The organism is Streptomyces sp. NPDC001406 (genome assembly GCF_042895285.1).
GTDB lineage: Bacteria > Actinomycetota > Actinomycetes > Streptomycetales > Streptomycetaceae > Streptomyces.
Genome location: NZ_JBIAWG010000013.1, coordinates 126543 through 146604 on the forward strand (window position 1 = coordinate 126543; position 20062 = coordinate 146604).

Here is a 20062-nt window from a genome sequence, read left to right on the forward strand (position 1 = left end):
CATTGCAGCTGTGCGAGGGGGTTTGTCAAGGGTGAGGGGAGACGCACGGAAGGCTGTGCGGCCTGTCACCCCAGGTAGGCGGGGGCGACGGCGGAGGTCATCAGTCGGCGGGCCGTGCCGGTGCCGTCGGCGGGGACGGTCCACAGGTCCGAGCCGTAGTCGCCGGGAAGGGCGTAGACGAGGGTGGAGTCGTCGCGCCACAGGGCCTGGTCGTCGATGTTGCGCTGCTCGGCGGTCGCGGTCTCCTTCATGGTGCGCAGGTCGAGGACGTACAGCCGCCAGGGAGCGTCGGACGAGGCCCCCGGCACGCGCTTCTTGTAGGCGATCCGGGTGCCGTTGGGCGAGAGGGAAGGGCATTCGACGTTGCGGTGCATGGTGGTCAGGGTGCGTGCGGCGACGTCACCCCGCACGAGGTAGGTACGGCCGCCGGTTGCCAGCGTGGCGTAGAAGCGGTTGTCGTCGGCGAAGGTGACACCCCAGACGTTGATGTCCGCGGCGCGGTAGGTCCGGCCGTCCTTGATGACGCGGAACGTCTCCAGGTTGTCGTCGATCGCCCAGGTGCGGGTGTCGACGATGGAGGTGCGGGTGGAGAAGTTGGTCCCGGCATAGGAGTCTCCGCTGACGAAGACCGTCCAGGCCACCAGGTGGCCGGAGGGTGAGACCCGGGCCCGGGTGGGGATGCCTGCTGCCGGGAAGTGGTGCAGCTCGTGCAGCTGCGAGTCGAGTACCACCGCCCGGTAGGTGTCCTGCAGCGTGCCGTGCACGGCTTGCAGACAGATGCCGGTACCGGCCGCCGCGTGGAAACGCAGGCACTTGACGCCCGACACGGTGCGCGGCCCCTGCGGATCGTCGGCCGGCACGGTGGCGATCTCGTCACGGTGCGGGCCCCAGGCCAGGTTGCGTACCAGCAGCCGACGGCCGCCGGCCGGCCGGAGCGAGACGGTACCGGCCCGCACGGTCGGACCGTTCGCCTGCTGCTGGTCACGCATGCCCGACCGGTGGGCGGCGTACAGCACCGCCCCGGTGCCCACGCTCCCTAGCACCACGACGGCGACCAGCAGGATCACGAGGCGGGTGGTTCTTCTCATGCAGGCACCTCATCGGCGGTACGGAGGACGAACCAGGCCACGACGGCGCTGACGGCCAGTGCGAGGGCGGTGACGGCCAGCGCGTTGCGCCCGCCCCACAGGCTCCAGGCCGCGCCGAAGGCGAGCGAGCAGGTGAATCGGGCCAGCGCCTGGCCGGTGCCGACCAACGCCTGTCCGGCACCCTGGTGTTGCGCCGGTACGGCCCCTGCGGTGGCGGCCGCAAGGACTCCGTCGGTGGCCGCGTAGAAGGTGCCGTGCAGCACGAGAACGGCGACCACGGCCGGGACACCGCGCCAGGGGCTGAGCACCAGGCCGTAGCCGAGCAGCAGGACGCCGTGGCCGGCCAGGAAGAGCCGGCGGCGGCTGATGCGGTCGGCGAGTGCGCCCAGCGGGACGGCGAGCAGCAGGAAGACAGCGGCGGTACCGAGCGGCAGCAGCGGGAACAGGTCGGCAGGCAGGGCCTCTTCGCGCTGGAGCAGCAGATAGAGGAAGGAGTCGCTGACGGTGGTCAGGCCGAGCAGAGCCGCGCACACGGTGAGCCGGCGCAGCTGCGGGCGGCGCAGCAGACCGATGGCGGCGCGCAGCGTCGGCCGCTCTGCCCCGGGCGGCTGTGCGGGACCGGCGGGGGAGATGTGGCGGGGCACGAACAGCACCAGCACCAGGACCCCGAGCACGGCGACGCAGCCGCTGACCGCGAAGACCGCGTCGTAGCCGTCGACGGTGGCCCGCAGTACGGCGAAGGCGACGAGCGGGCCGAGCAGCGCGCCGGTGGTGTCCATGGCGCGGTGCACCCCGAACGCCCGTCCCCGGTACTCGGGTTCGGTGGCGAGCGAGATCATCGCGTCCCGGGGGGCCGTGCGCAGCCCTTTTCCGGTGCGGTCGGCCGCGAGCACCGCGCTGATCACGGGGAGGGTGTGGGCGAGCAGCAGCAGCGGCTTGCACAGCGCCGACAGGCCGTAGCCGACGCCCGCCACGATCTTGTGCCGGCGGCCTCCCCGGTCGGCGAGGTGGCCGCCGGCCAGCCGGACCAGGGCTCCGACACCGTTGTTGATGCCGTCAAGGAGACCGAACCCGAGGGGTGACAGGCCGAGGCCCGCCACCACGTAGAGCGGCAGGACGGCCGTGACCATCTCCGAGGAGACGTCCGTGATCAGGCTGACCGCGCCCAGGGCCAGCACGGTGCCGGGCACAGCGGCCGGCCGCCGCCCCGGACGGGTGTCCGGGGCGACGGCGGGCTTGGTGCTGCGGGAGTCCGCGAGATACACGGGCGTCAGTTCCAGATGCCCGCGATGTCGGATGCCGAGGCTGCGTTGCCCGCGTGCGTGGTCAGACCGGCCAGGTCCTCGACGGTGCGCAGCACGTTGTAGTGGTTGTAGGTGGTGGAGCTGGAGCTGCCGGGCGCGACGTGCTGTCCGTAGAGGACGGTGGGGATGCGGTTGCCGGACAGCCTGTTGTCCTCGTCGAAGGTGACGGCGAGGACGCTGTTGTGGGTCTGGGCCCAAGTGGCGTAGGCACCCAGGTTGTTCTTGATCCAGGTGTCGCCCGTGGAGACCGAACAGTCGTGCATGTCACTGCACAGGTTCGGGATCACGAAGGAGACCTTCGGCAGCGTCGTGTAGTCGGTCGGGAACTGCGTCATGGTCTTCGCGCTGCTCGTCGGCACGTTGGAGAAGCCGAACCACGGGTTGTGCTTCTGCGCGTACTTGCCGCTGCTGCAGGTCGTCGAGCCCTGGCTGGGCAGCGACTCGTTGTAGCTCGCCCAGGTCTTTCCGGCGGCGATCAGCTCGGAGGCGAGGTTGGGCGCGGAGATGGAACCCACCGGGACGCAACTGTCGTCGGTGCGGCCCTGGTTGGAGCCCGAGAAGAGCATGTAGTAGTTCGGCTCGCTGGGGTGGGTGAGGCCGTAGGACTGGGTGAGGTTGGCGCCACCCGCCTTGAGGGTGTTGTTGATGTACGGGGCGCTGGAGCTGCCGATGACCTGCGAGTAGGCGTGGTTCTCCATCACCACGACCACCACGTGGTCCGGGGTCGGGAGAGCGGCGGCCTGAGCGGGGGAGGTCGTCGCGGCCCACAGACCGATCGACGTGGCGGTGAGGGCGACGGCCCCGGCGAGTGCGGCGAGCGGGCGACTGGTGCGCTTGGGAGCCTTGACGGCGGTCATGACTGTCCTCCGGGCAGGGGTGACGGTCGTACGGGGAGCGGCGCGGCAACCCTAGGAGTCTCAAGCAGGGACTGCGTGAAGGACAGACGAACGGCGGACTCCGCCAAGCAAAGGTCATGTACAAGTCACGTAAAGCAAAGGCTTGCTGAGCAGGCGTCAGTCACCGGTCGGCACAGGACCGGGCCAGGCGTCGCGGTTCAGCCGGGCGGAGTCGACAGGTGGGTGAGGATGCCGCACACCTCGTCCACGATCTCCCGGGCCTCTGTCTCGTCCGCGCAGTCGCCCAGCTCGCGCGCCGCTCCTCCGATGACCGTCGTCAGCACGATCACCCTGACCCGGCCCGCACGGTGCCGCTCGTCCACCTGCAGCAGTCTGGCGTTGCGCCGTACCCAGGCCCGGTCCCATTGGCGGCGCAGCGTGTCGAAGCCCGCCGGACCGTCGTCCTCGGCGAGGAGTCTGCCGAGCGGCCGGTTGTTCCAGATGCCGTCCAGGTAGGCCCGCGCGCCCGCGGTGAACACGGCGACGGGGTCGTCCACCCCACGGCTGCGCGCCGCGGCCAGCGCTGCCGCGGTCCGGCGTTCCTGCTCCTCCCGGAACTCCTCCCACAGCGCCAGATACAGTCCGCGCTTGCCGCCGTAGTGCTGGAAGAGGCTGCCCACGGGGATGCCGGAGTGCGCCGCGATCTCGGCGAGGCCGGCATCGGCGTAGCCGCGCTCGGTGAACACCTTCAACGCCGCGTCCAGGAGGGCGCGTCGGAGGGGGAGGTCCGGCTCGCCGGGTTCCTCCGGCACGCCGGAAGTTCCGTGCTCGCCGGGCCGATGGCGTGCCGCCACCTCGGTCTGCGCAGGCTCAACGATGCCACTCACGGGCAGTCCTCACCTTCCCCGGCCTCGTCGCGGATGGCGAGGGCGACCAGCAGTTCCAGGAGGTCCGCGATCCGGCGTGGATTGCATCCGGTGCGTTCCTCGATACGGCGCAAGCGGTAGTGCGCCGTGTTGTGGTGCACCCGCAGCCGGTCGGCGGCCAGCCGCAGGTTCAGGTCCGCCTCCGCGAACGCCCGTATGGTGGCCGCCAGCGTCCCGCCGCGTCTGCGGTCCTCGTCCAGCAGCGCACGCACCCGGGGATCGACCAGCTGGCGGGCGAGGTCGTCGGCGCGCAACGCCAGGTAGTCGAAGGGGGACAGCCGCGGCAGCGCCGCCACCCCGCCCCCCATCGGCACCAGGTCGAGGGCGGCCCGCGCCTCCTGGTAGGCGCGCGGCAGTTCGGCCGCGCCCCGGGCGACCGTGCTGATGCCCATGGACAGCACGGTTCCCTTGCGGCCGAGCCGCTGCTGCACGCCCTCGAAGTGGCTGCACATGTCCTCTTCGTCCATGCCGGCGCGCATCACGGGTACGGCCACCACCTCGCCCTGGCGCACGACGACGAGTGTCCTGCTGGCCCAGACGCCGGCGACGCTGATCGCCGCGCTGGTGGCGTAGCCGCTTTCGGCGGCGGCGAGGTCTCCGCTGGAAATATTGCTGTCGCAGACCGCCACCACCACCATCATCGGTGAGTGCGGTCCGATGCCGTACGCCTGTGCCGCGGCCAGCAGCGGACCCCGCGTCGGTGCCACGCCCGCCAGGAGCTGCTCCAGCAGGTCCCGGCGCTCGCGATCCGCGTCCGCGACCACGTGCTGTTGGTACTCCACATAGGCCTGCGCCGCGTGCGTGCTGGCATAGTCCACGTACCGCATCATGGGGGTGACCAGGGACAGCGCGGCCTGGTGTGCCGCCTCCGAGGTGCCCACGTCGGCCACCATCGCGTCCCAGAAGACCTGTCGGCCGATCCGGAACGCGCTCATCCAGTCCTCCAGGGCGAACCCCGCGTGCGCTCTGCGCATGGCCGCCGCGCGGCTGAAGCCCAGGTCCTCCGGGGCGATCTCCCGGTCACCGGCCAGCGCCGCCAGCTTGATGCGGTAGTGCGTGAGCACCTGGTCGCGTACGTCGTCGAAGAACGGCTCGCTCTGGAGCGCGTACGAGGGGATCTCGGCACGCATCACGGCAACGGCGGTCTCCACCACGTCCTCCAGCCGCTCCTCGACGGCGCGCAGGATCCGCCGCCGCTCCTGGAGCAGCGGTTCGGACAGACCTGGGGTGCCCAGGGTGAGACCGCGAGGCATGCGCAGATCCTGGTCGCGTCCTCGTGTCCCGTCAACAGGCCCGGCGGGGGAGATGTGCGAGGCATTGTGCGCCGCGCACAGGTCTGCGGACCCGAAGTTGGGTGCTCGCACCCAATGTGCGCCGGGAAGGCCCCCACCTACTGTGACGCTCGCCCACATCCCAGCACGTCGGAAGGGGCGTCACTCATGCTCACGGTCGACGGTATCACCGTGCGTTTCGGCGGCATCACGGCACTGGACGGTGTCGCGTTCACCGTCGAGCCGGGCACCGCCGTGGGGCTCATCGGGCCGAACGGAGCCGGCAAGACCACGCTGTTCAACTGCCTCACCCGGCGCTGCGCCCCCGACGCGGGGACGGTGTCGTTCGACGGGGAGGACCTGCTCGCCGTGGCGCCCCACGCCGTGGCCGGGTGCGGCATCGCCCGCACCTTCCAGAACCTGGGCCTGTTCGCGCGGCTGACGGTCCGGGAGAACGTCATGGTCGGCGCCCACAGCCGGGGGCGTACCGGACACCTCGCCGCGGCGCTCCGGCTGCCCCGCGTCCGGCGGGAGGAGGCGGAACTGCGTGATCGGGCGGACGAACTGCTGCGACGGCTCGGCCTGGAGGATGTCGCCGACCATCCCGCCTCCGGGCTGCCGTTCGGCACGCTCAAACGCGTCGAACTCGCAAGAGCCCTCGCGGTTCGGCCCCGGCTCCTGCTGCTCGACGAACCCGTCAACGGTCTCAGCCACGGCGAGGTCGGCCAATTCGCTGATCTGGTCCGGGCGGTGCGCCGGGACTTCGACGTCACGCTCGTGGTGGTCGAGCACCACATGGGGTTCGTGATGGGTCTGTGCGACAAGGTGGTGTGCCTCGATTTCGGGCGCAAGATCGCCGAGGGCCCGCCGGAGGAGATCCAGCGCGATCCGGCCGTCATCGAGGCGTACCTGGGGGTGGCGGCGTGAGCGGGCCTCCCATCGACGGCACCGAGGCCGGGGCGAGCGCGGAGCGGGACTTCCTGAAGGTCTCCGGCCTGCATGCCGGATACGGCCAGGCCCGGGTGCTCCACGGCCTGGACTTCTCCGTCGCCCGGGGCGAGGTGTGCGCCGTCCTCGGACCCAACGGCGCGGGCAAGACCACAACCCTGCGAGCCCTGTGCGGCATGATCCGCGGCCGCGGATCCGTGACCCTGAACGGTGCCGAGTTGCTGGGCCGTTCCCCGGAGCAGGCCGCCCGGCTCGGTGTGGCGCACGTGCCCGAGGGCCGCGGCACCTTCAACGAGCTGACCGTCGAGGAAAACCTGCGCATCGGTGCGCACCTGCGCACCCGGGGCCGGTGGCGCGGCCGCGGCGAGCGTGCGGCCGTGGCGGCGGACCTGGAACGGATCTACGACCACTTCCCCAAGCTGCGCCAGCGGTCCCGGCAGGCCGCGGGCAGTCTCAGCGGCGGCGAGCAGCAGATGCTCGCCATCGGCAGGGCACTGATGCTGCGGCCCGCGCTGCTCCTGCTGGACGAACCGTCGCTGGGGCTCGCGCCCCTGGTCACGCGTGAGCTGTTCGAGATCGTCCGCACCATCAACGAGGAGGAGCGCACCACCGTGGTCGTCGTCGAGCAGAACGCCCAGCTCGCGCTGGACATCGCGCATCAGGCCCACGTGCTGGAGGCCGGCCGCCTGGTGCTGTCGGGACCGGCCGCGCAGATCCGCGAGGACGGGCAGGTCGCCGAGGTGTATCTCGGCGTTCCGGCCCGCTCCGGGAAGGGCGGGTGAGCGCGTTGACGGATCTGCTCCAGCAAGTGGTGGAAGGGATCGGCTCCGGGGCGGTGTACGCCAGCCTGGCACTGGCCCTGGTACTGATCCACCGGTTCACAGGGATCGTCAACTTCGCGCAGGGCGAACTCGCGATGCTCTCCACGTACGTGGCCTGGCAACTGATGGCGTCCGGAATGCCGTTCTGGCTGGCGCTGCCGGTCACCCTGGCCGTGTCCTTCGCCGGCGGCATGCTGGTGGAGCGGATCGTCATCCGCCCCGTGCAGGGTGCCCCCGAACTGACGGTGGTCATCGTCACCGTGGGCCTGTTCATCTTCGTCAACGCGGCGGCCGGTCTGATCTGGTCGTTCACCGTCAAGGACTTCCCGCAGCCGTTCCCCGACGGCGGGATCGACCTGGCAGGGGTGAGCATGGACTGGTCCACCCTCGGGATCATCGGCGTGGTGGCCGCGGTGATGGGCCTGCTGTATCTGCTCTTCCAGCACACCTCGATCGGCCTGGTGATGCGGGCGGTCGCCGGCAACCCCGTATCCGCCCGGCTGTCGGGCATCCGCGTGAGCCGGGTGCTGATGCTCGGCTGGGGGCTGGCCGCGACGGTCGGCGCGGTGTCGGGCGTACTGGTCGCTCCGGTGCTGTTCCTGGAGCCGAACATGATGGGCGGGGTGCTCATCTACGCGTTCGCCGCGGCCACCCTCGGGGGCTTCGACAGCCCGGTGGGAGCGGTCGTCGGCGGCCTGTTCGTGGGAGTGGCCGAGACGCTGGCGGGCGCCTACGTGGACGTCATCGGCGCCGATCTGAAGGTCGGCGTACCCCTGGTGATCATCCTCGCGGTGCTGCTGGTGCGGCCCCAGGGCCTGTTCGGACGTGCGGCGGTGGAGCGGGCATGAGAACGATGACCGCGGTCCTCGACCGCACCCGGCTCGCGCGCCTCGCGCTCACCGCGCTGCTCGCGGCGGCCGTCGCCCTGGCCGTGCCCTTCTACTTCGCCCCCTTCCAGGTCTTCCAGTTGAGCATGGTGCTGGTGTACGCCGTGGCGCTGGCCGGACTGAACCTGCTCGTCGGATTCGGCGGACAGATCTCGCTCGGCCACGGCGCGTTCTTCGCGGCCGGCGCCTACACCGCGGCGATCATGCTCGACCGGTTCGACACCGGCCACCTGGCCACCCTGCCGGTCGCGGCCACGGCATGCTTCCTGCTGGGACTCGGCTTCGGGGTGCCCGCACTGCGGCTGCGCGGCCTGTACCTGGCGCTGGTCACCCTCTCCTTGGCAGTGTTCCTGCCACCGCTGCTCAAGCGGCTGGAGGCCGTGACCGGCGGCTCCATGGGACTGACGGTGGAAAAGCCGCAGCCACCGGCCTGGAGCGGGCTGGCCGAGGACCAGTGGACGTACTTCGTCGTCCTCGCCGTCGCCGCGGTGGCGCTGCTCCTGGCCCGCAACCTGCTGCGCTCCCGGGTCGGACGCGCACTGCTCGCGGTGCGGGACAACGAGAGCGCGGCCGAAATCATGGGCGTGCGGCTGTCGCTGCACAAGACCTTCGCCTTCGCATGGAGCGCGATGTTCGCGGGCGTCGCGGGGTGCCTGTACACCTGGGTGATCGGCTTCGTCTCGCCGGACTCCTTCAGCTTCGTCCTGTCCATCACGCTGCTGGCCGGCCTGGTGGTCGGTGGGCTCGCTTCGCTGTACGGGCCGCTGCTCGGTGCGGCGTTCGTGATGTACGTACCGAGCGTGGCCCAGGACCTCAGTGAGGCGGCACCCGGTGTGGTGTTCGGCCTGCTGATCATCGCGGTGATGTTCGTGGCTCCGACCGGGCTGGCCGGCCTGGCGAGCCGGGCCGGGGGTGCCATCGCCCGTCGCCGCGCCCGCGCAGCCCCGTCCGACCGATTGCCGGTGGCGGAGTCCGCACCCGAGTCCACGTCCGAACCCTCCGCGCCCCCCACTCCTGCGGATCCCGCATCTGTCGAGGCCGAACCCGTGGGCGCACCGCCCCGCACGGAAAAGGAATGAATCACATGCGCAACATCACCGCTCTGCGGGCGGCCGCGGCAGCGACCGCCGCGCTGCTCACCGCGACCGCCTGCAGCACCCAGCGAGGTCATGACGACCAGGGCACCGTCGCCGGCGGCGCGTGCAAGGGCCAGCAGACCACGGGCATCACCGGCAAGACCATCAAGCTGGGCGGGATCTACCCGCTGTCCGGGCCCGCCTCCGCCTACGGCACCATCAGCAAGGGCGTCGGTGCCTACTTCCAGTACGTCAACGACCACGGCGGCGTCGGCGGGCGCAAGGTGGAGTTCGTCGTCCGAGACGACGGCTACCAGCCGCCCAAGGCGGTGGAGGAGGCCCGCCGGCTGGTCGAGCGGGAGAAAGTCTTCGCCGTCTTCCAGACCCTGGGCACTCCCTCCACGGCGGCCGTGTGGGACTACCTCAACCAGCAGAAGGTGCCGCAGCCCTTTGTCGCAACCGGCGCCTCCGTCTGGGGCACGGACACCAAACACCCCTGGACCATCGGCTGGCAGCCCAACTACGTCGCCGAGGCACGCATGTACGCCAAGTACCTCAAGGACGAGAAGCCGAAGGCGAAGGTCGCGGTCCTCTACCAGAACGACGACTTCGGCAAGGACCTGCTCGGCGGGTTCAAGAAGGCCGTCGCCGGCAGCGGCGTCAAGGTGGTCGCGGAGGAGAGTTACGAGGTCACCGACCCGTCCGTCTCTGCGCAGATGACGAGTCTCGCCCGCTCCAAGGCGGATGTGCTGCTGGATGTCACCACGCCCAAGTTCGGCAGCCAGGCCCTTGCCGCCGATGCCAAGAACACCCGGTGGAATCCGCTGCACATCGTGAACAACGTGGCCTCGTCCGCCGCCGTGCTCAAGCCGGTCGGCTTCAAGAACGTCCAAGGGGTGGTGTCCGCCACGTACTTCAAGGACCCGGCCGACCCGCGGTGGGCGCAGGACCCGGAGGTGAAGACGTATCAGGACGCGATGCACAAGTACGCACCGGACACCGACCCGGCCAACCAGTTCAACGCCTACGGCTGGGCCGTCGCGTCGAGCCTGCACAAGGCCCTGGACGCGATGAAGTGCCCGACCCGCGAGGGGCTGCGGGACGCGGTACGCAACCTCAAGGACGTGAAGGTGGGCATGCTGCTGCCCGGGGTCACCCTGTCCACCGGGCCGGACGACGCCTTCCCCATCGAGACGCTGCAGTTGATGCGGTTCAAGGGCGAACGGTGGCAGCTCTTCGGCAAGCCCGTGGACACCCGCAAGGAGTTCGGCCCGCTCACCGATTGAGCGAGGGAGGGTCCGGGGGCGGATCGGGGCGCCCCCGGACACCTGGGACATACCGACCAGTCAGTATCTCGTTTGGGTGTCGCAGGCGCCGACCCCCGTGGTGTGCCTCGCCTCATACGGCCTGGGCGGCGGCTTTCTCGGTGCCGACGGGCTTGACCGCGCGGACGATGGCGGAGTGCATGCCGTCGGCGACCGGGTGGGTCGGGGTGATGGTGATGTCGGTGAAGCCGGCGGCCTGCAGGCCCGCCCGGTACTCGGCGAAGGACAGCGCGCCGGCGATACAGCCGGCGTAGTCGCCGCGCTCGGCGCGCTGTGCGGGGCTGAGGGTGTCGTCGGCGACGACGTCGGATACGCCGAGTCGGCCGCCGGGCCTGAGGACGCGGAACGTCTCGGCGAAGACGGCGCGCTTGTCGGTGGACAGGTTGATGACGCAGTTGGAGATCACCACGTCGATCGTGTTCGCAGGCAGCGGGACGGCCTCGATGGTGCCCTTGAGGAACTCCACGTTCGTGGCGCCCGCCTTCTCCGCGTTGGCGAGGGCCAGGGCGAGCATCTCGTCGGTCATGTCGAGTCCGTAGGCCTTGCCGGTGGGGCCGACGCGGCGGGCGGACAGCAGGACGTCGATGCCGCCGCCGGAACCGAGGTCGAGGACACGTTCGCCTGCGCGCAGTTCCGCGACGGCGGTGGGGTTGCCGCAGCCGAGCGAGGCGGCCACGGCCTCGGCGGGCAGGGCGTCGCGCTCGTCCGCGGCGTACCAGGTCGAGCCGAAGTTCTCGGCGGTTTCGACCGGCTGCGGCCCGCAACAGCCGGCGCGGCCCTCGGTGACCTGCGCGGCCGCCGCCGCGTACCGCCGGCGGACGGTTTCACGCAGGTCGGTGGACTGCTCGCTCATGACTCACTCCCAGGTGACGGGGCTCAGCACGGCCCCGGAACGGCCTGTATTGATGTTCATTGATGCAATCTTGCGCCTTGAATCGAAAAACGTCAACATAGAGGCATGTCGAAACAAGACCTTGAAGTGATCGGCCAGGACGCCGCCTGCTGCCCGGGCCTGTCCACCGCGCCGCTCGACGAGGACCGGGCGACCGAGCTGGCCAAGGTCTGGTCTGCGTCTGCGAGCTGACCCCCGCCTTCGACCTCTCCCAGCCGACGATCTCCCACCACCTCAAGCTGCTGCGTCAGGCCGGGCTCATCGACTGCGAGCGCCGCGGCACCTGGGTCCACTACTGGGTGCTGCCCGGCGTCCTGGACCGACTCGCCGCGTTCCTCACCACGTCCCGGAGCGCCGGAGCCACCGCGTGAGCGCGCCCCTCGTCCGCCGCGCCGCGGCCGAGGCGATCGGGACCGGGCTGCTGGTGGCGGTGGTGGTCGGCTCGGGCATCCAGTCCACCGAACTGTCGCGCGACGTCGGCGTGCAATTGCTCGCCAACTCCCTCGCCACCGTCTTCGGCCTGGGCGTGCTGATCGCCCTGCTCGGGCCGGTCTCCGGCGCGCATTTCAACCCCGCCGTCACCCTCGCCGCCTGGTTCACCGGCCGCCACGATACGGACGGCCTCACCCTTCGCGATGTCGCCGCGTACGTGCCCGCCCAGATCTGCGGCGCGATCGGCGGTGCCGTCCTGGCCGACGCGATGTTCGCCAGGCCGCTGGTGAAGTTCTCCGCCCACGACCGGTCGGACGGCCATACGCTACATCGGGGCCGCCTACTGGTTCACCTCCTCCACGTCGTTCGCCAACCCGGCGGTGACCGTCGGACGGGCCTTCACCTCCGTCGCCCCGTTCATCGCCGCCCAACTGCTGGGCACCGCACTCGGGCTGGGCATGGTGGCCGCCGTCCACGGCCCGAACCCCGCCCCGGCACGCCGCGAGGCCGCCGCGCACCGCGAACCCGAACTCGCCTCCTCCTGACCACACCCCGCCCTTCGAGAAGGACCCCGCCATGAACACTTCCGCCCCGCGCCCGTCGGTGCTGTTCGTCTGCGTCCACAACGCCGGCCGCTCCCAGATGGGCGCCGCTTTCCTCACCCACCTCGCCGGTGACCGGGTCGAGGTCCGCTCGGCGGGCTCCGCGCCCGCCGACTCCGTCAACCCGGCGGTCGTGGAGGCGATGAAGGAGGTCGGCATCGACATCTCCGCCCAGACGCCGAAGGTCCTCACCGCGGAGGCCGTGCGGTCCTCGGCGTGGTCATCACCATGGGCTGCAGGGACGCCTGCCCGCTCTGCTCGCCGAACTCGGCATCGCGGCCTCCGCATGACCTGATTCCGCACCCCGAGCGGTGTTCGGTTATCGGAGTGCGGGTACCGTGAACACGACAGTCACGGCGCTACGCGGAGCGGAGCGTGGAGCGATACGGGGGTGCAGCGGTGGCCCGACCGACCAGGCCGATCCTCAGCCGGGCACGGATCTGCGCCGCCGCACTGGCCATCGTGGACCGTGACGGGCTCGCCGAGTTGTCGATGCGCAAGCTCGCCGGGGAGCTCGGCGTCCAGGTCTCCTCGCTGTACGAGCACGTCAAGACCAAGGACGACGTCCTTCAGGATGTCGCCAACACCATCATGGAGAGCGTGGACGTCTCCGCCTTCGACACCGGCGACTGGCGGCACGCCGTGGCGTCCTGGGCCCGGTCCTACCGCGCCGCCCTCGCCGCCCATCCCCACATCGTGCCGTTCCTGGCGTACGGACCGGCCCGCCGTGAGGCGTCGCTGCGACGCGCCGATGCCGTGCACGGCGGCCTGGTGGGGGCCGGGTGGCCGCCGCGGTACGCCACGATGATCGGGGCCTCGACCAAGTATCTGGTGATCGGATCGGCGATGACCTCGTTCGCCCGGGGGTTCGAGGACGAGGCGCAGGTCTACGTCGAACACTATGCACACCTGGCGGACGCGCACCGGCTGCGTGAGAATGCCGACACCATCGACCGGGACAGTTTCGAACTGGCCCTGGAGATGTTCCTCGACGGCCTCGACCGCCTGCACGCGCGCGTCGCAACACCTCAAGGGTCAATCGAGGGCCCTTGAGCCGCACGGCTTGCGGCCCCGCCCTGCCCGTCATCGACTTTCCGCGGACGTTATGCGCCGATGCCTTGTACGGCGGTGTGACCCGCTCTAAGCTCCCACAACCGAACGGCGTTCGGTTGTGGGGTGCAGGACCCCGGTGCGGACACCACCACGCGCCACCGCTCTCAGCGAGGAGTTGATGTCGTGTCCGGAATCCATGAGCCGCCCCACGGGCTGCACGAGCCACGCAGACGACCGCCGTCCGCCATGGGGGGAACACCCGAAGAAGGCACCACGCCCGAGGCGATGGCCTCTCTCGCGGGACTGCGCGCCGCGCGCCGCTCCCGGATCGCCCCCGTCGCCACCGCCGTTGTCGGCCTCTACCTGCTCAACGCCCTCCTGGCGAGCACGGCGGCAGACGTCATGGCGCTCAGAATCGTCGGTCATGTGAACGTCGGGCTGGGGCTGGCGCTGCTGCAGTGTGGCACCACGCTCGCGGTCTGCCGGTGGTACGCACGATACGCACGCACCACCGTGGATCCGCTCGTGGAACGAGCCCGCGCCGGGCTCGGGTACCGAGGGGAGGAGCGTTGAACACCGCCTCCGTGCTCGCCCAGACGACCCACACCGGACTCGTCATCACCGTCTTCGCGGTGTTCGTCGTCGCCGTCGTGCTCATCTCCCTGCTCGACGCCTCGCAATCGGACACGCCCGGCCGCTTCTTCGTCAGCGGCGGCCGCCTGTCCTCCGCCCGCAACGGCATCGCATTGTTCGGCGACTTCATCTCCGCCGCGACGCTGTTGGGCACTCCCGGCCTGATCGCCCTCGCCGGGTTCGACGGCATCCCCTATCTGCTCGGCCCCATCGTGGCCTGGGCCGTCATTCTCCTGCTGATCGCAGAGCCGTATCACAACACGGGCCGCTACACGGTCGGCGATGTGCTGGCGCACCATCTCCGGCCCCGCCCGGTCCACTTGGCCCTGGGGATCGCCACCCTCGTGATCTCCCTGTTCTATCTGACCGCGCAACTGGTGGGCGCCGGCGCCCTTGCCGCACCTCTGCTCGGCATCACCGGAGCAGTCGCCCAGCACTTCATGATGCTGTTCCTCGGCATCCTGATGATCATCTACGTGGCTCTCAGCGGCATGCAGGGGGCGACGCTGGTGCAGTGCTTCAAAGCCGCCTTCCTGATGGTCGCCAGCGCATACCTGGCGCTGCTCGTACTGGCGAAGTTCGGCTGGAACCCCAGCGACCTGCTCGAGGCAGCGGCCCATCGCAGCGGCGTCGGCGAGCACTACCTGGCGCCCGGAGCACGGTCCCTGGGCGGGGACACCGAAAAGCTGGACTCGCTGAGCCTCCAACTGGGCGCGGTGCTCGGGGCTGCCGGCCTCCCCCATCTCCTGCTGCGCCTGTGCGTGGTGCCCGACGCACGCGCCGCCCGACGCTCCGTCCAATGGACGGCAGTTCTGACGTGCGTCTTCTGTCTGATCGCCGGAGTACTGGGGTTCGGCGCGGCAGCCGTACTGGGCCCCGAAGCGATCACGAGCGGCAACTCCTCCGGGAATACGGCCACTTTGCTGCTGGGCGGCTCCCTCGGTGGGTCACTGCTGCTGACGGTGATGTCCTGCGTGGCGTTCGCGACCATCCTGGCCGTCGTGGCGGGCGTCGCCCTCGCAGCCGCCACCTCGGTGGCGCACGACATCTACGGCGTGGTCATCAGGAAGGGCAGAGCCACCGCCTCCCAGGAAGTGCGGGTCGCCCGGGTCTCGGTGGTGCTGATCGGCTGCGCGGCGACGGCCCTTTCGCTGTGGGCCACGCGCCTCAACGTGTCCTTCGCCGCCGGGCTGGCCTTCGCCGTCGCTGCTTCGGCCATCCTCCCCGCGCTGCTGTACGGCCTGTACTGGCGGGGCTTCACCACCACCGGAGCGGTGTGGAGTGTCTACGGCGGCCTGATCTGCTCGGTGTCCCTGGCGGTGTTCTCCCCAGCCGTGTCCGGAACTCCGTCGGCGTTGTTCCCCCACATGGACTTCGCCGTGTTCCCGCTGAAGTATCCGAGCATCGTCTCCATCCCTCTGGCCGTCCTTCTCGGATGGCTCGGCTCTGTACTGGGCAGGGACAAACCCCACCCGGCTACCCGTTCGGCGTTCGAACTCCGCATGCTCGCGGGCAGCGACGCCTCGTGAAACGCACCGCCGTAGGCGCGAAGGCTCCAGTGCCGGCCCGCTGATCAGCTGGGCGTCTTTGTGCTTCGTAGGAGACGGACTCGCGCAGGCCTCCGGAACGACGCCCCCCGGAGGCCTGCCCCACCCTTCTTACCTGCGTGTTCGGAGGCCAGATCGGCCACCCCTCGGCTGTGTGCCCCGCTCGAACTGGCGGGGCACACAGCCGAGGGTTCGCCGGCACAAGCGGCGGAGAGCAGTTACGGAACAGCCCCGAGTTCGGGTTGCAGTTCCGTTTGGCGTGCTGTTACGGCCTTCGGTTCCCACAGTTTGGTGGTCCGTACGTAGCCGTAGACCACCGAAGTCATCGCCAGAATGAGAAGCGGGCCGAACACCAACGGATGCTTGGCCATCTCCATCGGCAGATAGCGATACGACAGCAAGAGCGCGGCGAAGACCGTCGCGCCGTAGGCGACCAGCTGGATTCCCGACCGGTCCCAGCCACGCGCCTGCACGCGCAGCGCTGACTCGATCGTGACCGTGAACACCACGCCGGCAACGAGATCCGCGCCGTAGTGGTAGCCGAAGCCCAGCGTTGCGCCGAGCGTGGCAATCAGCCAGAACGTGCCTGCGAATCGCAGAATCCGTGGGGCCTGGCGGGAATGAATGAAGATGGTGGTAGCCCACGCGGTGTGCAGGCTCGGCATGCAGTTGCGGGGGGTGATCTCGTCGAATGGCATCGAATGCGGGGTATTGACCGGCGGCGGCGTGTCCGGCCACAGGTTGGCCAACGCCCAGTGCCCGCCGTCGGCGCCGTAGGCGAAGACCGGTCCGACCACCGGGAAGATCATGTAGATGCCCGGCCCGAGGAGGCCGATCGCCAGAAAGGTGCGCACCAGATGATGGCGCGGGAACCGGCGCTCGGCCGCCACGTTCCGCAGCTGGTACAGCGCGACGATGACCGCGGCCACGGCAAGCTGGACGTAGACGTAGTCGAGAACATGGGCGCCGATCGGACCGGTGGCCCTGACGAACCGGCCCACCAGCCACGACGGATTGCCCAGCGCGTGATCGGCGATGGCCACGTACTGGTCGAGCACCGCCGGGCGGGTCTTCGACGTGATGAGCAGCCAGGTATCGCCGGTCTTACGGCCGGCCACCAGCAGCAACGCCAGCCCGACGCCCTTCAGTAGCAGGACACGTTCCTGGCCGGCCCGGAGAGTGATGGCGATGACCGCATATCCCAGAATCACCCACAACGCACCGTTGCCGAAGGGATGGCCCTCGGTCACCTTGGCACCGACCGCCCACCGCACCAACAAGAAGACGACATCGATGCCGATCGCGACACCCGCCGCGATGAACCGCTGCCGCCGGGGGAGAACCACCATCATCAACGCCAAACTGGCGTACAACAGGAACCCTGACTTGGGCGGGAACATCACCTCTCGCACCTGATTGGTCATAGGCCCCGGTAGGCCGTAGCGACGTGCGGCGATCTCCAGAGCGATGAGGAATCCGAGGGCCACCGCACCCGCGCCGGCCCACAGAATCACCCGTGGCTGACGCCACGCGGCGAACGGAACTCTGCTCTTTATTTGCGAAAACACCCGGGATGCTATCGATATCAACTTTTTGGCCGGTTTGTTAGAAGTTGGCAACTAGGGGTCTTGTCATGCCGGATGGCATGGTTTTCCGGTGAACAGCGGGCAAGGGCGATCATCGTGAGTTCGAACATGTTAACGGGGGAGAGAGGGAGGGTTGCATCGGAGTAACGGTCCCGACCATGGTCGCTCAGACAGTGACGCTCGCGGGAGTACTCGTGGGTGTACTCGTCGGCGCCCTGACCGGAGGCGTCGCGGATGATTTTGACGCGCTGACGAACTGGGCAGTCAGCCTGGCCTTGCCGCCTCAGCAGGCCGACGGTCGTCTGCCCGCCGCGGTGCAGGGTCGTTCCGCGACATCCCTTGGTCGCGGACTTGGCCGCTCGCCCGGCCGCTGAGGACCTGGCGGACGCCCTCGTCCGGGGCGCAGGACCCGGGCGATGGTCTGCCGAACCGCCGCACGCGCCGGTGTCACCGCCCCCAGCGCGGCGATAGCCACTCCCGTCGGCCCCAGCCCTGTGTTCGGTCATCGGGATCACCACGCGGTGAGTCACGACTCCGAGCGGCAGCCCCAGGATCCCGTCGACCAGACCGAGCCCGGCCATGGTCACCACTGGCATCACCGTGACCTGTCGTGGCGTCATCCGGACCGATTTCAGCCTTCGCAGGTCGCGTTGCCGCTCGCGAGGAGCCAGCGCATGCTCCGAGATCGCGGTGCTAGCGGACCGTGATGCTGCCGAACGCGTCCAGCAGGCGGACGTCGATGCCGTCAGCTTTGGCGCGGGTGAGCACGGTGTCGAATGCGGCGGGGGTGTTGTCGATCAGTTTGCGGTGCAGCGGAAGGCCCTTGCGTGCCGGGCAGAAGAAGTCGTTCCAGTGGGTGGGGATGACAAGGGCGGGTTGAACGGCGCCGATGGTTGCGTCGAGGAAGCCCTCGCTGAAGCGTTGTCCGGCGCGTCCGAGACCGCCGATGCCGAGGAACAGTGCATCGGCGTGAACTCCGGTGAGCGCGCCGGGGATCCAGTTCGCCGAACCTTTGAACAGGATGCTCGTCCCTGGTGTCGCCACGAGGAAGTCGTAGGTTCCGCCCTCCTTGTATGCGCTGATGGGCGCAGGCTGCAGCAGAGGCTTGGCAATGGTCGTACCCTCACCGCCCATCGGGTTGGGGGAGTGTTTGGAGACGATGGTGCGTACCGTGAAGTTGCCCACCTCGACTGGATTCTCCGGGTCCAGGAGTGCCAAGCGGTCCTCGGGGACGTTGCCGCCCCTGGCGATGTTCAGCGTGGACGGTGAGCCGTAGACAGTGGCTCCCGTACGGGTTGCGATGTAGGCGACGTCCAGCGCGTGGTCATGGTGGGAGTGAGAGATGAAGATGGCGCGCACGCGATCCGCCCCCACCTTGTCGAGCGCGGCGTCCACTGCGTCGCGGTCCGTGCTGACCGGTCGCCCGAGCGCGGCGTCGAGAAGCGCGGCCGGGGTGATGAACGCGTCGATGAGAATCTGGGTGGTGCCGTCGTCGACGAGCATCATGGTGGTGCCGAGCGAGGTCACCTTGACCGAGGCTCTGTCCGGTGCACCGGGATCGTCCACGAGAAGGTCTCGGTAGTCGTCGAGGTCACCAGAGCGGCGGATCTTGGTTTGCCACACCACGCCCAGGGCCACGGCGGTCGTCAGCTTCAGCGCGAGGGCGATCGAGACCACGGGGTGTTGCCGCACGGCGTCGGCCAACCGAGTTCGTAGACCCGGGGCGAACCCGCTGATCTCTGGCATGAAGTCTCCTTGCTCATCCTCGCAGCGCTGTTGAGACGCGTGCCCGCCATGATGCCTGCTTCCCACCGCGGGGGGATGTCAGTGGCATGGGCTTGACTGGGCGCCATGGGAATCAGCGCATTCGTCGACAGCGTCTGGCGTGGAATCGAGGGGAATCCCCCTGATCGGGACCAACCCGTCGTCATGGAGGCCCCGCAGGGCACGGACCTGCATGAACTTGTTGCGGAGATCGGTTCGTGGGCAGGGCAGCACCGGAATCTGGCAGCGGGCGCGTTCGTCGATCCGTCGCTGACCGAACGTACCGGCCTGCCGCTGGTCGAGCCTTTTGGGGCAGGCGAGTTGTTCGAGATGCGGGGCTGGGGCTACCGGAACCGCTGGGTCGGGTGCGGCATGGTGGCTTCCCCGCAAGGGCCCCGTACGGTCGCTGTGATCGCCCACCGCGAGGACCCGGCATCCGCAGGTTTCCCAAAGAGCGCGTCCTGGGCCGAGAAACTGCGCATCGTCACGGGCTGGGAACCGATACCCCGGCCCCGCATCGACTGGCCCACCATCGAGGCCGACCTTGGCACCCGGCTGCCCAGGGACTACAAGGAAATCGTCGATCTGTTCGGCGCGGGCAGCTTCGACGAGTACTTCGAGCTTGCCGTGCCCCGCGATTCCGGCGCCGGCCGAAATCCGTGGAAGAGCGACGGATTCGACCCGGCGCGCGGCGGACTCCTGCCTTTTGGCTGGTCCGAATACGAACTCCTCATGTGGAGGACGGGCGCGACCGATCCCGACGCGTGGACCGTGGTCACGCAGTCACACGACGGCGACGATCAGCGATTCGATCGCGGGGCCGGCGAGTTCATTCTGCGCATGCTGACAGATGTGCAGCTGGGACACTCCGTGAGCCACGCCTCCGGACACTTCTTCGTGAGCCATGGCGAGCCGGACCTCTGAGAGCGATCGCTGAGTCGGCGTGATCCCGGACCTGGGGCCCGCTGGTGGTGGCTTCGGCGCCTGCCTCGCGCGGTGCGTCCTCTGTCCGTCGGCGTCGGTCCACGGGCGGACCGACGCCGACGGGCCGAGGCGCCGTTGTGCTCTGGG

At 69.5% G+C, this 20062-nt stretch carries 17 protein-coding genes and 3 pseudogenes; 12 read left to right on the plus strand and 8 right to left on the minus strand.

The genetic code is table 11. The features are described 5' to 3' along the window. Positions 1 to 65: 65 nt before the first annotated feature. From ACFY1J_RS30120 to ACFY1J_RS30140, 5 genes are all read right to left on the minus strand, one after another. Complete coding sequence (locus ACFY1J_RS30120) at positions 66 to 1088, minus strand: TolB family protein (RefSeq protein ID WP_390732312.1); 1023 nt, start codon at positions 1086 to 1088, stop codon at positions 66 to 68. Further along, positions 1085 to 2353, minus strand: a complete 1269-nt coding sequence (locus tag ACFY1J_RS30125) for an MFS transporter (protein WP_390711124.1) — start codon at positions 2351 to 2353, stop codon at positions 1085 to 1087. The genes ACFY1J_RS30120 and ACFY1J_RS30125 overlap by 4 nt, the downstream gene beginning before the upstream one ends. A gap of 5 nt (positions 2354 to 2358) precedes the next feature. Then, entirely contained in the window at positions 2359 to 3249 is an 891-nt protein-coding gene (locus ACFY1J_RS30130; protein WP_390711123.1) for an alkaline phosphatase family protein, read from the minus strand. Between the two features lie 197 nt (positions 3250 to 3446). Then, positions 3447 to 4115 (minus strand): TetR/AcrR family transcriptional regulator, encoded by a 669-nt coding sequence (locus ACFY1J_RS30135; protein ID WP_390711122.1) that lies wholly within the window; start codon positions 4113 to 4115, stop codon positions 3447 to 3449. Then, positions 4112 to 5407: a PucR family transcriptional regulator gene (locus ACFY1J_RS30140; protein ID WP_390711121.1), complete on the minus strand. Its 1296-nt coding sequence runs from the start codon at positions 5405 to 5407 to the stop codon at positions 4112 to 4114. Before ACFY1J_RS30140 ends, ACFY1J_RS30135 begins: the two co-directional genes overlap by 4 nt. A 186-nt stretch (positions 5408 to 5593) precedes the next feature. Here ACFY1J_RS30140 and ACFY1J_RS30145 point away from each other — a divergent pair, with 186 nt between their 5' ends. From ACFY1J_RS30145 to ACFY1J_RS30165, 5 genes are read left to right on the plus strand one after another with little or no spacing between them, the layout of a single operon-like run. Further along, positions 5594 to 6352 (plus strand): ABC transporter ATP-binding protein, encoded by a 759-nt coding sequence (locus ACFY1J_RS30145; protein WP_390711120.1) that lies wholly within the window; start codon positions 5594 to 5596, stop codon positions 6350 to 6352. After that, positions 6349 to 7155, plus strand: a complete 807-nt coding sequence (locus ACFY1J_RS30150) for an ABC transporter ATP-binding protein (protein ID WP_390711119.1) — start codon at positions 6349 to 6351, stop codon at positions 7153 to 7155. The genes ACFY1J_RS30145 and ACFY1J_RS30150 overlap by 4 nt, the downstream gene beginning before the upstream one ends. Beyond that, positions 7152 to 8042, plus strand: a complete 891-nt coding sequence (locus ACFY1J_RS30155) for a branched-chain amino acid ABC transporter permease (RefSeq protein ID WP_363295978.1) — start codon at positions 7152 to 7154, stop codon at positions 8040 to 8042. Before ACFY1J_RS30150 ends, ACFY1J_RS30155 begins: the two co-directional genes overlap by 4 nt. Then, positions 8039 to 9160, plus strand: coding sequence for a branched-chain amino acid ABC transporter permease (locus ACFY1J_RS30160; protein WP_390732313.1), 1122 nt, complete (start codon positions 8039 to 8041; stop codon positions 9158 to 9160). Before ACFY1J_RS30155 ends, ACFY1J_RS30160 begins: the two co-directional genes overlap by 4 nt. Before the next feature lie 5 nt (positions 9161 to 9165). Further along, complete coding sequence (locus ACFY1J_RS30165) at positions 9166 to 10443, plus strand: ABC transporter substrate-binding protein (RefSeq protein ID WP_390732314.1); 1278 nt, start codon at positions 9166 to 9168, stop codon at positions 10441 to 10443. Positions 10444 to 10555: 112 nt separating this feature from the next. Here ACFY1J_RS30165 and arsM read toward each other — a convergent pair whose 3' ends face one another. After that, positions 10556 to 11335, minus strand: a complete 780-nt coding sequence (gene arsM / locus ACFY1J_RS30170) for an arsenite methyltransferase (RefSeq protein WP_390711116.1) — start codon at positions 11333 to 11335, stop codon at positions 10556 to 10558. 105 nt (positions 11336 to 11440) lie between these two features. On the opposite strand from arsM, the pseudogene ACFY1J_RS30175 reads away from it, so the two are divergent. The 6 genes and pseudogenes from ACFY1J_RS30175 to ACFY1J_RS30200 all read left to right on the plus strand — a co-directional run bounded on the left by ACFY1J_RS30175 (position 11441) and on the right by ACFY1J_RS30200 (position 15623). Next, a pseudogene (locus ACFY1J_RS30175) lies at positions 11441 to 11745 on the plus strand (ArsR/SmtB family transcription factor). Further along, positions 11742 to 12351, plus strand: a pseudogene (locus ACFY1J_RS30180) (aquaporin). The pseudogenes ACFY1J_RS30175 and ACFY1J_RS30180 overlap by 4 nt, the downstream one beginning before the upstream one ends. A gap of 31 nt (positions 12352 to 12382) precedes the next feature. Next, positions 12383 to 12663, plus strand: a pseudogene (locus ACFY1J_RS30185) (phosphotyrosine protein phosphatase); the annotation flags it as partial. Positions 12664 to 12807: 144 nt separating this feature from the next. Continuing rightward, positions 12808 to 13461 (plus strand): TetR/AcrR family transcriptional regulator, encoded by a 654-nt coding sequence (locus ACFY1J_RS30190; RefSeq protein ID WP_390711115.1) that lies wholly within the window; start codon positions 12808 to 12810, stop codon positions 13459 to 13461. A 183-nt stretch (positions 13462 to 13644) separates the two neighbouring features. Further along, entirely contained in the window at positions 13645 to 14034 is a 390-nt protein-coding gene (locus ACFY1J_RS30195; protein ID WP_390711114.1) for a DUF485 domain-containing protein, read from the plus strand. After that, positions 14031 to 15623: a cation acetate symporter gene (locus ACFY1J_RS30200; RefSeq protein WP_390711113.1), complete on the plus strand. Its 1593-nt coding sequence runs from the start codon at positions 14031 to 14033 to the stop codon at positions 15621 to 15623. Before ACFY1J_RS30195 ends, ACFY1J_RS30200 begins: the two co-directional genes overlap by 4 nt. A gap of 236 nt (positions 15624 to 15859) precedes the next feature. Here the strand turns inward: ACFY1J_RS30200 and ACFY1J_RS30205 are convergent, their stop codons facing one another. After that, complete coding sequence (locus ACFY1J_RS30205) at positions 15860 to 17152, minus strand: phosphatase PAP2 family protein (protein ID WP_390711247.1); 1293 nt, start codon at positions 17150 to 17152, stop codon at positions 15860 to 15862. A 768-nt stretch (positions 17153 to 17920) separates the two neighbouring features. Further along, positions 17921 to 18973, minus strand: a complete 1053-nt coding sequence (locus ACFY1J_RS30210; protein WP_390711112.1) for an MBL fold metallo-hydrolase — start codon at positions 18971 to 18973, stop codon at positions 17921 to 17923. Between the two features lie 105 nt (positions 18974 to 19078). Here ACFY1J_RS30210 and ACFY1J_RS30215 point away from each other — a divergent pair, with 105 nt between their 5' ends. Beyond that, positions 19079 to 19915 (plus strand): hypothetical protein, encoded by an 837-nt coding sequence (locus tag ACFY1J_RS30215; protein ID WP_390711111.1) that lies wholly within the window; start codon positions 19079 to 19081, stop codon positions 19913 to 19915. Positions 19916 to 20062: the final 147 nt, after the last annotated feature.